Genomic DNA, 14,318 nt, shown 5'->3' on the forward strand with positions numbered 1-14,318 from the left:
GCCTCAGGCCGTCGCGGCGTCAGGCGGGGTATGCCGCAGCAGGCCGCCGAAGCGCCACGCTGCAGTGCTGCAAGCGACTGCACTCAATGCCAGCACCAGCCGCGTGTCGAGCAGGATCAGCGCGGCGCCGACCAGGGCCACAGCAACGTTGGCGAGGCAGAAGGTCGTCGAAAGCAGCCCCATCACTGCACCCTGGCCGTGCTGGTCGAAACTCTGCGACCAATGCACCGGCATCGACGTGCTGTAGATCGACAGGGGCACGCCGATCAGCACGATCACCACGATACCCAGCGTCGACCAGCCGGTCGCCAGCACCACGAAGCAGGCAGCCACCACCCACGCCGTACTGCGCGCGGCAGCGAGCGGCACAAAGCGCTGACCGACACGCGGCCACACCAGCGCACTCATCAGTGTCATCAGCAAGCACATACCGGCGGTGACCCATGAAATGCCGCTCGGCCCCAGCCGCGCGAACTCGACCAGCCACAAGGGATAAAACTCGTAAAAGCCATTCAGACCGAAGGTAAAGGCAAGTTGCAGCCAGAATACACGCCGCACCGCCGGGTCCTCCAGCAGCCGGAACGCATGCTGCTCGCGCGCGAAGGCGACCCAACCACGCCCACCGAGGTCCGCTTTCGCGCCGGTGTTGGGCACCAGCCATGCCAACAGCACAAGGGCGGGCAGCATCATCGCTGCAGCCACCACAAAAGGCACCCAGCCGCCCAGCGGCATCAGAAAGCCTCCGAGCAAGGGCCCCACCAGCCAGCCAATGTAGAGCGAGGCATTGACCATCGAGAACGAGCGGGTCTTGTCGATCTGCGGATGCAAGTCGGCCGCGATCGCGCGTGCAATCGCGGCATTGCCTTCGCACAGCCCGGTGGCAAAGCGTGCAAGCGCGAACAGCGGGAAGTTCTCGCTGACCAGCGCGAATGCGCTCAGCGCGTAGCCAAGGATCGCAAGGGTCAGCGTGGCAAGCATGATGCGACGGCGGCCGTAGCGATCTGACATCGGGCCAAGCACAAGACTGCCGAGCAAGATGCCGAAGGGGTTCAGCGCAATCGCGATACCCAGCAGCAGCTTCGGGTTGAGCCCGGCCCAGTGGGTGAAGCCGTTGACCTGGCCGTCGATGAACAGCGGCGAGAGAATCGGGTACGGCAGCGCGACGCCCACGGTGGACATCAGGGCGACGCAGCAGACAGAGAACAACACCAGGCGCGGGTGACGCATAAATTGGAAGCGCCGCCGATCGTTGTGCGATCGCGGCGCTGGCTCATTTAATTGTTGAGTATTTTACTCAACAATCGCCGGATTGGCGAGCCGGTCGGTGCCGCGCGGGTAGCGCGGGCACCGCCGTGGGCCCTGCATGCGGCGGATCACGCCGAGGCAGGTGCAGGTTGCTCGAAGCTTGAAATACGTTGCTGTGCGCGGGCCACCGCACTGACCAGGGCGAGGATCGCCGCCGTCGTGACGTTGCCGTGCAAGCCGGCGCCAAACGCGCTGCCCGGTACGCCGTCCATCGTGATCTCGACGAAGGCGATCGCGCGCGCGTCGGAGCCCGCTGTCAGCGAGCGCTCCTCGAACGACACCACCTTCACTGGCAAGCCCAGCGCATGCACCGCCGCATCAAGCGGGCCGTTGCCGGTACCTTCGCGGCGCGTTTCCACGCCCGATTCGCGCGTCACGAGGCGGATGCCCTGCTGCTCGCCGGATTCAAACAAGTGGTGCTCGACATAGGCCGGCGACTCCGCCGCAAGGTAGGTCTCGCGGAAGATGCGCCAGAGTTCGGACGCGGTCACTTCGCGGCCGACATCATCGAGATGGCGCTGCACCTCGGCGGCGAACTCCACCTGCATGCGGCGCGGCATCGCCACGCCGTAATGCTCTTCGAGCAGGTAGGCGATGCCGCCCTTGCCCGACTGACTGTTCACACGGATCACCGATTCGTAACTGCGGCCGAGGTCCTTCGGATCGACCGGAAGATACGGCACTTCCCAGATCGCGTTCGGGTCCTGCACCGCGAGGCCCTTCTTGATCGCATCCTGGTGCGAGCCGGAGAAGGCGGTGAACACGAGATCGCCGACGTAGGGATGGCGCGGGTGAATCGGCAACTGCGTCACTTCCTCGGCGACGCGCGCGACAGCGTTGATGTCCGAGAAGTCGAGCTTCGGATCGACGCCCTGGGTGTAGAGGTTGAGGGCGAGCGTCACAAGATCCACATTGCCGGTGCGCTCGCCGTTACCGAACAGGCAGCCTTCGATGCGATCGGCGCCCGCCATCACCGCGAGTTCCGCCGCCGCCACCGCGCAGCCGCGGTCGTTGTGCGGATGCACGCTGAGGATGATGCCGTCACGGCGCGCGAGATTGCGGTGCATCCACTCGATCTGGTCGGCGTACACATTCGGCGTGGCGCCCTCCACCGTCGCGGGCAGGTTGATGATCACGCGCTTTGCAGGCGTCGGCGCCCACACCGCGGTCACCGCATCGACGATCTCCTTGGCGAATTCAAGCTCGGTGCCAGAGAACACTTCCGGGCTGTACTGGAAAGTCCAGTCGGTTTCCGGCCGTTCGGCGGCGAGCTGCTGGACGAGCTGTGCGCTTTCTACGGCAATCGCCTTGGTGCCTTCGCGATCGGTGTTGAACACGATGCGGCGGAAGTTCGGCGCGGTGGCGTTGTAGAAGTGCACGATCGCGCGGCGCGCGCCGGCGAGCGACTCAAAGGTACGGCGGATGAGGTGCTCGCGCGCTTGGGTCAGCACGCCGATCGTCACGTCGTCCGGGATGTGGCCGCCTTCGATGAGCGTGCGGACGAAGTCGAAATCGGTCTGCGAGGCGGAAGGGAACGCGACTTCGATTTCCTTGAAGCCGACTGCGACGAGGGTCTTGAAGAGTTTGAGCTTGGCGGCGCCGGACATCGGCTCGAAGAGGGCCTGGTTGCCGTCGCGCAAGTCGGTCGAGAGCCAGATCGGCGCCTCGGTGATCACCTTGTCCGGCCAGCGGCGGTCGGCAAGGCGGACAGGTTCAAATGCTCGGTACTTGGTGGCGGGCTGCTTCAACATCGTTTTCTCCTGGATGCGCTTTCGATACGGACATTTCGAGTCGCGGCGCGGGCCCCGATCAGGGACTCCCGGACTGCCGAGCTGCCGCTTTGCACGGCCCGGCAGTCGGTCAGCAGTCGTAGCGCAGAAAACAGGTGAATCAGGGTCAGCATGGGAGTCTCCTCGGGATCGGGGACACCGCCGGCGGACGCGCGAAGACGCACGAATCCCGCAAGGCGGACGGGTACAACTCAACAGGAGGGGTTGGGATTTAGATGCGCGCGGGGCGCAGCAGTCGGCCCAGACCCAGGAACAGGGTCAGGGAGGTCAGGCTCAGCAGGAGAGCGAGGGCCGATTGCAGTTGCATGGGGTAACCATAAGCGGCCCGGCGCCGATCCGTCAAGTGGGTTTGATCGCAGTCAACGTGGCAAACTTGATCCGCGTTATGGCCGATAGCGGCTTGCCGTTCAATGATCGCCGCCCCGGCATCCGTGGCGGTAGTCATTCACGCAATCGATGCGCTAGACTGGCCCGGCTGCTCTAACCATCCGAGAGAGGACAAGAGACATGAAGCAAATCCTGACCGCCGCTGCCATTGCCGGCCTGCTGGCTTCCGGCGCGGCCTTTGCCGACGCGGGCGCTGATCTGGCGAAGACCAAGAACTGCCTGGCCTGCCACGCTGTCGACAAGAAGGTCGTTGGCCCCGCATACAAGGACGTTGCCGCCAAATACAAGGCCGACAAGGGCGCCGAAGCGAAGCTGATCGACAAGATCAAGAAGGGTGGCTCGGGCGTGTGGGGCAATGTGCCGATGCCGCCGAACCCGCAGGTGAACGACGCCGAAGCGAAGCAGCTGGTGCAGTGGGTACTGAGCCAGAAATAAGCGTCTCGCCGCAAAGCAAAAAGGCCGACTTGAAGTCGGCCTTTTTTGTTACGGGCGCGTCAGGCGCGGACCAGATCGGTCTTTACCTTGGTCTTGGATTTAAGCTCGTTGCAGCGGTTGCACCACCAGTTGCTGGCGCCACAGGCAGCGATCTTTTCCAGCTCGCTGCCGCAGTCGGCACATTCGCCGCGCACTCGGTAATCCGCAGTGCAGGCTTCGCAGTGCCACAGCTTGCCGCGCGATTCGAGCGGCGTGGCATGGACGGGGCATAGACGTTCCATCGCAATCACCCGAACTGAAGGCTATCGGCGAATGCCACCGCGGCGACCAGCGCCTTGCTGACATCCTCCGCGCGGAGCTGCAGCTTGCTGATCTGTTCGCCAAGCAACGCCGGGTCGAGTCGCTCACACGCGATTGCGAGATCGAGGAAGGGGCGATAGATCCCTTCTCCGCGCAGCAACGCGTCGTTGATGGGCTCAGGCAGCGTCATTTCGCTCAACACCGCTTCCGGCGTGGTGCCGAGCAGCACATGGATCAGCGAGAAAGCACCGGTGATGAAGAGGTTGTCGACCTCGCGCTTCTCGACGAAAGCCGCGCCGATCAGTTCCATGAAACGCCCGCGCGCGATCGCGGCCTGCATCAGTGCCGGCGCCAGCGGATCCTTGCTCGCGGACACCAGCAGCAGTGACAGCCACTTGTTCAGCTTGTCCATGCCGAGGATCGTCACCGCGTGGCGGAAGGACTGCACCTCGACCATCAAACCGAAGGCCGGCGAATTGATGTAACGAAGCAGCTTGTACGACAGGGCCACATCGAGCTTCAGCGCAGCCTCGATCTCCTTGACCTCGGCCTCGTTGCGCACCAGGTTCAGCAGCCGAACGATCTGGGCATGCGAGGGGGCGAGTTCCTTCGCCGCCTTGACGCCCTTCAGGAAGAACCAGCCCGACGCGCCGTCATAGCCGTTCTGCACCGCGGTGGCGAAGGCCGGCAGATCAGGCAGGCCGGTCGCGATCGCGATGCCGGGGAAGCCGGCCGGCTTGGGTGTCTTGTTTGCATCCGCGAGCACGAAACGGAACTCGGCGCCCTCGGGCAGCGCCATGCCCGGTTGGAACCACGAGAGGCAGACGTTGATGCCCGCCTCCTGCAGCTGCGGGATCAGCGCCTTGGTCTGATCGTAAGCGAGCGCCGGGGCCGGGATCTCGACCATGGTGTTGGGCGGCATCTGCCAGTCCATCAGCTCGGCGGTCGGTACGAGCCGCCCCAGACTGACGAACACCGTGTGGTTGCTCGGCCATGTGGCGGACAAGGCGTTCAGTGCGGCCACGGCAGCCGGCACGCTGGGGGCATGCACCACCAGGCGGTTGGCGGTAATCGCGCGCTGCTTGTTGACGACCGGTTCGCGGGTGATCAGTACGGCTTGGCTCATATCGGCACGGTATCAGGTTGAACTGCTGTCGGACGAAAAGCTGAAGGCATCGGCAAAGAAGGCGTCGGCCGGCAAACCGCAACGCGCGGTGAAATCCGCCCGCGCCGCGTCGATCATCGGCGGCGCCCCGCAAGCGTAGACCTGCACGCCACTCATGTCCGGAAAATCTGCCAGCGCCGCCTGGTGTACCAGACCGGTACGGCCCTGCCAGCCCTCCGGAGGCATATCGGATATGACAGGCACAAACTTGAACCCCGGCAGCTTCGTTTCCCATTCGCGCGCGAGGTCGAACAGGTAGAGCCCGGCGCGGTCGCGTGCCCCCCAGTACAGCGTGACCGGGCGATGATTGCCGGTCGCGATCATGTGTTCGATCAAGCCCTTCATCGGCGCGAAGCCGGTGCCACCGGCCACCATCACGATCGGCTTGCTGCTTTCACGCAGGTAGAAGCTGCCCAGCGGGCCTTCGAAGCGCAGGATGTCGCGCTCTTTCATGGTGTTGAACACATGCGTCGTGAAGCAGCCGCCCTCGACGAGACGGATGTGCAGCTCCATCTCGCCTTCGCGCTCTGGCGCGTTGGCAATCGAGAAACTGCGGCGCTTGCCGCCCGCCAGCAGGAAGTCGATGTACTGGCCGGCCAAGAAGCGGAAGCTGTCGTTCGCCGGCAGCTTCAGCGTCAGTACGATCACGTCGTCCGCCGCGCGCACGATGCTCTGCACACGGCAAGGCAGCTTCTTGATCGGGATGTCGGTGATGCGGCGTACGTCGCGCACTTCCAGCACCAGGTCGGAGATCGGTCTGGCGCAGCAGAACAGCGCAAAGCCCGTCTCGCGTTCGGCCACCGGCAGCGTCGTTTCCGGCGACTTGCCATGATCCACCGAGCCCTCCAGCACCCGCCCCTTGCAGGATCCGCAGGCGCCATCGCGGCAGCCGTAGGGCAGCATCAGCCCGGCATCGAGTGCGGACTGCAGGACCGAGGTATCGGGATTGGCGGAGAAGTCGAGACCGGCGGGTTGAAGCTTGACCTGATAAGACATGGAAGTGTTGAGCTTGAAGGCAATGCGATAATCCGGGGATGGTAGCCCAACGCAACCCGAAACGCCGATCGGCCCGAGCCACGACCGGCCTGCGCCCGTCCGGCCGACTCGCGCGCCGCCGCGTGCTGATCGTCGGTAGTGGCGACGTCGCCGCACGGGCGATTCCGCTGCTGGTACGGCACGCCCGCGTCTTCGCACTGGTGCGCCGTGCCGAGGCGGGCGCCCCGCTGCGCGCACTCGGTGCGCTGCCGCTGCGCGCCGATCTCGACGATGGCCGCAGCCTGCGCCGCTTGGCCGGCATTGCACCGGCGGTGCTGCACTTCGCGCCGCCGCCGGATCGTGGCGAGGGCGATCCGCGCAGCCGTCACCTCGTCGCCGCACTGGGGCGCCGCAGTCTGCCGGCGCGCCTCGTCTACATCAGCACCACCGGCGTCTACGGCGATTGCGGTGGCGCCTCGGTGCCGGAAACCTGCCCCTTACGTGCCGGCACGGCCCGCGCCAAGCGCCGCATTGCGGCCGAGCGCACGCTGCGCGCCTTTGCACGGCGCAGCGGCTGCCAGCTTGCGATCCTGCGCGCGCCCGGCATCTACGCCGCCGAACGCCTGTCGCTCGCGCGGCTGGAACGCGGCGACCCGGTGTTGCACGCCAGCGAAGACGTCTTCACCAACCACATTCACGCCGACGACCTCGCGCGTCTGGCCATCGCGGCCCTCACGCGCGGCGGCAACTGCCGCGCCTGGAACGCGAACGACGATTCCGATCTGCGCATGGGCGAGTGGTACGACCGCATGGCCGACACCTTCGGCCTGCCGCGCCCACCGCGCGCCACGCGCCGCGAGATCGAGGCCGTGCTGAGCCCGATGATGCTGTCCTTCATGTCCGAATCGCGCCGGCTCGACAACACCCGCATGCACCGGGAACTCCGCGTGCAGCTTCGCTATCCGACGGTCGACGCGGGGCTCGCCCATGCGCGCGCCTGGTTCGATCAACACAAGGAAAACAAACAATGATGTACATGTGGCTCAAGGCAATTCACGTCTTCTTCGTCGTCAGCTGGTTCGCCGGCCTGTTCTACCTGCCACGCATCTTCGTGAACCTGGCGATGGTGCCAGCCGACAGCCACGCCGAACGCGAGCGCCTGCTGGTGATGGCGGGCAAGCTCAAGCGCTTCATGCTGCCGCTGATGATTGGCACCTGGATCTTCGGCCTCGCGATGATCTTCTACGGTGGCCGGGAAGCGGCATATGCCTGGATGACGCAAGGCTGGCTGCATGCCAAGCTGTTCATCGTGCTGCTTCTGAGCGGCTACGACGGCTACTGCAGCCGCCTGCTGCGCAACTTCGCGGCCGGCCGCAACACCAAGAGCCATGTGTGGTTCCGTGTGTTCAACGAACTGCCGGCGGTGGCGCTGCTGTTCGTCGTGATCCTCGTGATCGTCAAACCTTTCTGAGCGTGCGCCGATGAGCGAGAACTTCTTTGCCCCCTGCCCGCGCGGGCTCGAACCGCTGCTCGCCGACGAACTGACGGCGCTCGGTGCGCAGTATGTAAAGCCGGTGCACGGCGGCGTTGCCTTCGCTGGTGACTGGGCACTGTGCTGGCGCGCGAACCTGGAAAGTCGCATCGCCACCCGCGTGCTCTGGCGCGTGGCCGAACGCGGCTACCGCAGCGAGGACGACATCTACGCGCTGGCGCGCGAACAGGCGTGGGAGAAGTGCTTCTCGGTGGACCGCACGCTGCGCATCTACGTCACCGCGATCCGCTCGCCGCTGCGCAGCCTGAACTTCACGACGCTGCGCGTGAAGGACGCGATCTGCGACCGCTTCCGTGACGTGCGCGGGCGCCGCCCTTCGATCAGCACCGAGGCGCCGGATGTCCGGGTGCATGCCTTCCTAACGGCAGAGACCAGCACGCTGTACCTCGACACCTCGGGCGAACCGCTGTCACGGCGCGGCTTCAAGCGCGCCAAACATGAAGCGCCGCTGAAGGAAAACCTTGCTGCCGGCATCCTGAAACTGAGTGGCTGGCAGCCCGACCAAGCCTTGCTGGACCCGATGTGCGGCAGTGGCACCTTCCTGATCGAAGCGGGGCTGATGGCGCTGGACATTCCGCCCGGCGCCGAGCGCGACTTCGGCTTCGAACGCCTGCACAGCTTCGACCCGGTGGCGTGGAAACGGCAACGCACGATGGCACTGCAACGCCGCCGCCCGGCCGACGACGTGCGGCTGTACGGCGCCGACATCGACATGCGCGCGGTGGACGCAGCACGCTACAACCTGCGCGAAGCCGGGCTGGACGACCTGGCGCAGCTCCGCACCAGCGACCTTCTGAAACTCGAAGCGCCGGAGTCGCGCGGCGTACTGCTGTGCAACCCGCCCTACGGTGTGCGGCTGACGGCGCCGCGGGCGGCAGCGGGCCGCCGCGATGCGCCGGCACCGGTTGCGGATGGCGAGGAAAGCGAACTCGCGGCCTGGTATCCGAAGCTCGGCGACCATCTCAAGCAGGCGTTTGCCGGCTGGCAGTGTTTCTTCTTCAGCGGCGACCCGGCCCTGCCGAAGAAGATCGGGCTCAAGGCCAGCCGCCGCACACCGCTGATGAATGGCGACATCGAATGCCGCCTTTTCGCCTACGACGTGGTCGCCGGCTCCAACCGCCGTCTGCGGGAAGCGCCGCCGGCCGAAGATTGAGCGCGATCAGGCGACCGTCGTACCGTCGCGCGCGATCAGGCTGACCGGGGCGGCCGCCAGCCGCAGCGACAAGGTGCGGCGGCGCCGGATCGGCATGTGCTCGTACAGCAGCAGTTCGGCCGGCCGCCACATCGCCACCCAGGCGAAGATCGTGAAACTCTCGCGCAGGGCCCGTGCGAGACGGTAGGGCGATTCCGGGTCGATCAGGTTCGCGATGCCCAATAGCACGGCCACCACCGCGAGGCCGATCAGCGTCGCGATGCGGCCGTTGCGGAACACGCGTGAAAGGTCGCGCGTGGCCGCCAGCGCCTCGAGTTCGAAATGCTGGCGCAGCGCACGCACCACGCGCTGCACGTCGCCCGGCTGATCGTCGTCGACGACGAATTCAATCCGCAACGGCACCTTGCGGCGCACCAGATCGGCTTCGGCCAACAGCCGATCCGCCACCTCGGGATGCAGCGCAGGGCCGGCAAACGGTGAATCCTCCGGCGCCAGCAATGCGGTCACCGAGCGCAGTTCGAGGCGCAAACAGTTCGGTTCGTTGTTCTTCTTCATGCCATCACCCCCGCTACAGACGGACGATGGTAGCCCCGCAAGATGTCAATCGGCCATCAGATTCCGGACGTGCAGGCCTTCGGCGACGAAGGTTTCGATCAACTCCGCCTGGTGCGCGAAGTCGCGCGTTTCCATCTGCAGGATCACTTCCGTCTTGCCCACCGGCACATGCAGCTCGCCGCGCCGATGCTCCACATGACGAACATTGATCCCGAGCGCCGCGACCGTCTTGAGCAGGCTCAACAGACGGCCGGGGCTATCGGGAATCGTCACCGCAACGCTCATCAGGCGGCCGCTTGAGGCCAAACCGTAGTCGATCGAACGGCCGACCAGCGTCATGTCGACGTTGCCGCCCGAGATCACCACTACGGCGCGGTCGTCCGGTCGCAGCTTGACCTTGCCACGCATCAGCGCCGCCAGCCCCACCGCACCGGCACCTTCGGCGATCGTGCGGGTGCGCTCCAGCGTCGCGACGATCGCTTCGGCAATCGCGTTGTCGTCCACCGTCACGATTTCGTCGACGAAACGCGCGATCACAGCCGAGGTGCAACGCCCCGGCGCCTTCACTTTGATGCCATCGGCGATCGTGTGCGCGCCCGGCGCGCAGGCCTCGAACTGGCCATCCTTGAGGAAGTGGCGGTATGGCGCCACGGTTTCGGTCTGCACGCCGATGATGCGGATGTCGGGCCGCTGCAGCTTCAACGCCAGCGCAATGCCGGACAGCAGGCCGCCACCGCCCAGCGGCACCACGGCCACGGTCATGTCCGGGCAGTCCTGCAGCATCTCCAGCCCGCAGGAGGCCTGGCCGGCGATCACGTCCCAGTCGTCGTAGGGGTGCATGAAGGCCAGATCCTGCTCGGTGGCGATGCGGTCGGCCAACTCGCGCGCCTGTTCCAGATTCTCGCCGTGCAGCAGGATCGTCGCGCCCATGCGGCGGCAGGACTGGATCTTGGTGATCGGCGCGTTCACCGGCATCACCACGGTGGCCGCCACGCCGGCATTGGCCGCAGCGCGCGCCACCCCCTGCGCGTGGTTACCCGCCGACACTGCCACCACACCGCGCAGATCAGGGCGCGCAGCGATCAGGCGGCGCATCTTGTACGTTGCGCCACGGATCTTGAAGGAGCCGGTGCGCTGCAGGTTCTCCATCTTGAGCCACACCGGCGCGCCGAGCTCTTCGCTCAGGATGTCGTTCTGCCATTGCACGGTGCGCATCACGGCGTCGGCAATGCTGTCGGCCACCTGGCGCAGCTGCGCGAGGTCGGGGCATCCTGTGGGCAGGGAATGGGGTGAACACGGGTTCGCGTTGGGGCTCATGGCGGCTCGCGGTGAAGGTGGCCGCGCCGGGTAGGCGCCGCCTCGGGGCGGATTCTGGGCCGGGCGCCCCGCGCTCAGCAAGCCGCACACCGTTGGTCGGCCGCCTCAAGTCGGTTGTCATGCCCGCCGTAGACCGGGCAGTAGAATGTTGTTTCCCTCCCCCGATGACGGAGCCTGCATGCAAGTCTGGCTGCTGGTGGCAAGCCTCGCGCTGGTGCTGTGCGCCGTCACGCTGGCGCTGTTCAAGGCACATCGCCGCCTCCGTGCGGCCGATGGCGAAGAGCAGCTCAGCGCGCGGGAACTGCGCCGTCTGCGCGACATTTCGGCCTTCACCGCCGACTGGCAGTGGGAGCAGGACGCGGAACTGCGATTCACGAGTTTCTTCGGCGGCACGATCTCGCGCCACCAGGTGCCGGTCGAACATCTGCTCGGTCACCGCCGCTGGGAGATCCCCGGCCTCGTCTGCGATCCTGCCGAGATGGCGGCCCACCGTGTGACGGTGGAAGCCCACCAGCCCTACTACGACTTTGAATACGGCGTGCGCAAAGCGGACGGTGACTTCCGCTGGTACGTCAGCAGCGGCCGGCCGGAATACGACGAGCAGGGCAACTTCGTTGGCTACTTCGGCTACGCCCGCAACGAAACCCGGCGCAAGCAGGCGGAACTGGCGCTGCAGGAAAGTCAGCAACGCCTCGCGGCAATTCTCGATGCGCTGCCGGTGGCGCTGGTGGTGCTCGACGCGGCGGGCAAGGTGCAGCTCTGGAACGTCGCCGCGCAACGGCTGTTCGGCGTGCGGCGCGAAGACATCGTCGGCCGCAGCGACGCGCGCAACGCGGAAGGCGCCATGGCTGCCGCCGTGCTGGGCGAGCATCTGCTCGGCCACGCCGATCCCGCCACCGTTGCGCCGCGCAGCGAGGAAATCCGCTGCGAGACGATCCGCGGCCAGACGCTGTGGCTGCATGTGCTGAGTGTGGCGCTGCACGACAGCAACCAGAGCTTCTCGGGCACGATCCGCGTGGTGCAGGACATCACCGCACGCCGCAACGCCGAAGAGAAGGCGCATCGCGAGCATGCCGACCTCGACGAAGCACAGCGGATCGCGGCACTCGGCTCGATGCGCTGGGTGCCGGGAGCGCGGCTGGCGCACTGCTCCAGCCAGATGATCTCGCTGCTCGGCTTGCCGCCCGGTGAAGTCGATCAGCCTATCCGTCGCCTGCTCGGCCGCATCAATCGCCGATGCCGGCGCGAACTGATCGCGCAGTGGCGCGCGCTGCAGAGCAGCGGCATCGCGGTGGAGGCCCGCTGCTCGGTGGATAGCACCAGCGGGCGCCATCTGCTGGTGCGCGGGCATCTCGAAGTCAGCGCCGAACGCGAACCGGTGCTGCGGGTGACCGCCACCGACGTCAGTGATCTCGAAATCGCACGTGCGTCGGCCAATTCCGCCCGCGCGCTGTTCGAAACCCTGTTCGAGCACAGCCCGGTGGCCCTGAGTTTGTCTGATCTCGACCGCCGCGTGCTGGTGAAGGTGAACTCGGCCTGGCGCGGACTGTTCGGTATCGAGGCCGACGAAGCGATCGGACAGTCCACGTTGGCGCTGGGCCTGTGGTTCGATCCGCAGGAACGCGATGCGATGCTCGACACGGTCGCGCGCGAGGGCCGGGTCAGCCGCATGGAAGTACACGGCCAGCCGCGCAACGGCGAGCCGCGCGTGTGCGAACTCTCAGGCGTGCAGCTCGATCTGGACGGGCGACGGATGTTCCTGTCGTCGGTCGTCGATGTCAGCACCCAGCGGGCGCTGCAGGCCCGTGTCGAACGCATGAACCAGGAACTGGAAATGCGCGTCGCCCATCGCAGTGAGGAGTTGCGTGCCAAGCACGCCGAACTGGGGCTTGCGATGCAGCAGCTGGTGCAGGCGGAAAAGCTCGCCGCACTGGGCGGTTTGGTCGCAGGCGTTGCGCACGAGCTCAATTCGCCGCTCGGCAACACGCTCACGCTCGCCAGCAGCCTGCGCCAGCGCATCGGCAGCTTCGCCCGTTCGCTCGAAGACGGCAGCCTGCGCAAATCCACCCTCGCTGGCTTCACGCAGGACGCCGGCGAAGTCGCCGGACTGATCGAGCACAACGCGCGGCGAGCCTCGGAACTGATGACCAACTTCAAACAGGTGGCCGCCGACCAGACCAGCGAGCGCCGCCGCCGCTTCGACCTGAAGAACACCATCGAGGGTGTGGTGGCAGCCCTGCGCCCGCGCCTCGCCCATGTGCCGCAGAAACTCGAACTCGATCTGCCGGATGACATCGAGCTGGACAGCTACCCCGGGCCGCTGGAACAGGTCATCACGAACTTCATCAACAATGCGCTGCTGCATGCCTTCGACGACCGCAGCGATGGCCACATGAGTCTGAGCGCCGAGACGCTGGGTGACGAACAGGTACGCATCGTGTTCGCCGATGACGGCAACGGCATGGCGCCGGAAACCATGCAGCACGCATTCGAACCCTTCTTCAGCACGCGCGTCGGGCACGGTGGCACCGGACTCGGGCTTTACATCGTGCGCAACCTGATCGAAGCCCCGCTGGGCGGCACGCTGACGCTCGAATCAACACTCGGCACGGGCACCCGGCTCACGGTGGATCTACCGCTCGCGGCGCCCGCCAACCCACCCGGCACCCACTGAGCCGCAAGCCATGCGGGTTGCGGTGCACGATGGACGCAGCGCCCGCAAGCTGGGATAGTCGCGCACCCTGAGTTCTGGAACACCCGCCCGTGTCGCAGCCCGAACCAATGCCCGGCCTTGTCACCCGCCCACGCCGCTGGGCCCATGCCCTGTTGCGCCTGATCGGCTGGCGCATCGACCTGCCGCCGCCGCCGACCGCAAAAGTGCTGCTGATCGTGTATCCGCACACCTCGAACTGGGATTTCCCGCTCGGCCTGCTGACACGCTGGGCCTGTGGCTGGCCGGTGCGCTGGATCGGCAAGCACACGATCTTTGTCGGCCCCTTCAACCGGCTGCTGCGCAGCTGGGGCGGCATTCCGGTGAATCGCGCGGCGACCGGCGGCTTCATCGAAACCCTTGCGGCCGACATTCGCCGCCGTGACACGCTGATCCTCGCGATGGCTCCGGAAGGCACGCGGCGGCGTCTCGACCACTGGAAGTCCGGCTTCCTGCGCATCGCCCGCGCGGCAGACATGCTGCTGGGCCTCGCCTACATCGACTTCGCGACGCGCACCGTCGGCATCCGCAGTTACATGGCGTTGAGCGGCGATGATGAGGCCGACATGACGCGCATTGCCAAGGCCTACCAAGGCGTCGTCGGCTATCGGCCCGAACTCGCCAGCCCGATCCGGCTGCGCCCGCCGGGCGGCTGAGCCCGCCTCAACCGCCCG

General features: G+C 66.3%; 15 protein-coding genes. 6 read left to right on the plus strand and 9 right to left on the minus strand.

Going from position 1 to position 14,318, the window contains the following annotated elements; all coding sequences use genetic code 11:
• Window positions 1-3: 3 nt before the first annotated feature.
• The 4 genes from ACE3P0_RS12360 to ACE3P0_RS12375 all read right to left on the minus strand — a co-directional run bounded on the left by ACE3P0_RS12360 (window position 4) and on the right by ACE3P0_RS12375 (window position 3,540).
• Window positions 4-1,227 (minus strand): MFS transporter, encoded by a 1,224-nt coding sequence (locus tag ACE3P0_RS12360; protein WP_374402940.1) that lies wholly within the window; start codon window positions 1,225-1,227, stop codon window positions 4-6.
• Window positions 1,228-1,373: 146 nt separating this feature from the next.
• Complete coding sequence (leuA, locus tag ACE3P0_RS12365) at window positions 1,374-3,056, minus strand: 2-isopropylmalate synthase (RefSeq protein ID WP_374402941.1); 1,683 nt, start codon at window positions 3,054-3,056, stop codon at window positions 1,374-1,376.
• Window positions 3,050-3,208 (minus strand): hypothetical protein, encoded by a 159-nt coding sequence (locus ACE3P0_RS12370; protein WP_374402942.1) that lies wholly within the window; start codon window positions 3,206-3,208, stop codon window positions 3,050-3,052. The genes leuA and ACE3P0_RS12370 overlap by 7 nt, the downstream gene beginning before the upstream one ends.
• 98 nt (window positions 3,209-3,306) lie before the next feature.
• Window positions 3,307-3,540: a hypothetical protein gene (locus ACE3P0_RS12375; protein ID WP_374402943.1), complete on the minus strand. Its 234-nt coding sequence runs from the start codon at window positions 3,538-3,540 to the stop codon at window positions 3,307-3,309.
• 62 nt (window positions 3,541-3,602) lie between these two features.
• Here ACE3P0_RS12375 and ACE3P0_RS12380 point away from each other — a divergent pair, with 62 nt between their 5' ends.
• A complete protein-coding gene (locus tag ACE3P0_RS12380; protein WP_374402944.1) occupies window positions 3,603-3,917 on the plus strand; it encodes a c-type cytochrome in 315 nt (104 codons plus the stop codon).
• Window positions 3,918-3,976: 59 nt separating this feature from the next.
• Here the strand turns inward: ACE3P0_RS12380 and ACE3P0_RS12385 are convergent, their stop codons facing one another.
• From ACE3P0_RS12385 to ACE3P0_RS12395, 3 genes are read right to left on the minus strand one after another with little or no spacing between them, the layout of a single operon-like run.
• On the minus strand, window positions 3,977-4,198 hold the full coding sequence (locus tag ACE3P0_RS12385) for a zinc ribbon domain-containing protein (protein WP_374402945.1): 222 nt from the start codon (window positions 4,196-4,198) through the stop codon (window positions 3,977-3,979).
• Window positions 4,199-4,203: 5 nt separating this feature from the next.
• Window positions 4,204-5,343 (minus strand): EAL and HDOD domain-containing protein, encoded by a 1,140-nt coding sequence (locus ACE3P0_RS12390; protein WP_374402946.1) that lies wholly within the window; start codon window positions 5,341-5,343, stop codon window positions 4,204-4,206.
• A 12-nt stretch (window positions 5,344-5,355) separates the two neighbouring features.
• On the minus strand, window positions 5,356-6,378 hold the full coding sequence (locus ACE3P0_RS12395) for a CDP-6-deoxy-delta-3,4-glucoseen reductase (protein ID WP_374402948.1): 1,023 nt from the start codon (window positions 6,376-6,378) through the stop codon (window positions 5,356-5,358).
• A 38-nt stretch (window positions 6,379-6,416) separates the two neighbouring features.
• Here ACE3P0_RS12395 and ACE3P0_RS12400 point away from each other — a divergent pair, with 38 nt between their 5' ends.
• Genes ACE3P0_RS12400 through ACE3P0_RS12410 form a run of 3 tightly spaced genes read left to right on the plus strand, consistent with a single transcriptional unit; the run spans window position 6,417 to window position 9,062 of the window.
• Window positions 6,417-7,388: an NAD-dependent epimerase/dehydratase family protein gene (locus ACE3P0_RS12400; RefSeq protein WP_374402949.1), complete on the plus strand. Its 972-nt coding sequence runs from the start codon at window positions 6,417-6,419 to the stop codon at window positions 7,386-7,388.
• Complete coding sequence (locus ACE3P0_RS12405; protein ID WP_374402950.1) at window positions 7,385-7,828, plus strand: CopD family protein; 444 nt, start codon at window positions 7,385-7,387, stop codon at window positions 7,826-7,828. Before ACE3P0_RS12400 ends, ACE3P0_RS12405 begins: the two co-directional genes overlap by 4 nt.
• A gap of 10 nt (window positions 7,829-7,838) precedes the next feature.
• On the plus strand, window positions 7,839-9,062 hold the full coding sequence (locus ACE3P0_RS12410; protein WP_374402951.1) for a class I SAM-dependent RNA methyltransferase: 1,224 nt from the start codon (window positions 7,839-7,841) through the stop codon (window positions 9,060-9,062).
• 6 nt (window positions 9,063-9,068) lie between these two features.
• On the opposite strand, the gene ACE3P0_RS12415 is transcribed toward ACE3P0_RS12410, so the two are convergent.
• Together ACE3P0_RS12415 and ilvA are read right to left on the minus strand one after the other, a co-directional pair.
• Complete coding sequence (locus tag ACE3P0_RS12415; RefSeq protein ID WP_374402952.1) at window positions 9,069-9,617, minus strand: hypothetical protein; 549 nt, start codon at window positions 9,615-9,617, stop codon at window positions 9,069-9,071.
• Window positions 9,618-9,662: 45 nt separating this feature from the next.
• On the minus strand, window positions 9,663-10,934 hold the full coding sequence (ilvA, locus tag ACE3P0_RS12420; protein ID WP_374402953.1) for a threonine ammonia-lyase: 1,272 nt from the start codon (window positions 10,932-10,934) through the stop codon (window positions 9,663-9,665).
• Window positions 10,935-11,112: 178 nt separating this feature from the next.
• Between ilvA and ACE3P0_RS12425 the strand changes: the two genes are divergently transcribed.
• Entirely contained in the window at window positions 11,113-13,608 is a 2,496-nt protein-coding gene (locus ACE3P0_RS12425) for a PAS domain S-box protein (protein WP_374402954.1), read from the plus strand.
• Between the two features lie 89 nt (window positions 13,609-13,697).
• Entirely contained in the window at window positions 13,698-14,300 is a 603-nt protein-coding gene (locus ACE3P0_RS12430; RefSeq protein WP_374402955.1) for a 1-acyl-sn-glycerol-3-phosphate acyltransferase, read from the plus strand.
• Window positions 14,301-14,318: the final 18 nt, after the last annotated feature.

Origin of the sequence: Niveibacterium sp., from assembly GCF_041909475.1 — a bacterium.
In the GTDB taxonomy this organism is placed as follows: Bacteria; Pseudomonadota; Gammaproteobacteria; order Burkholderiales; family Rhodocyclaceae; genus Niveibacterium.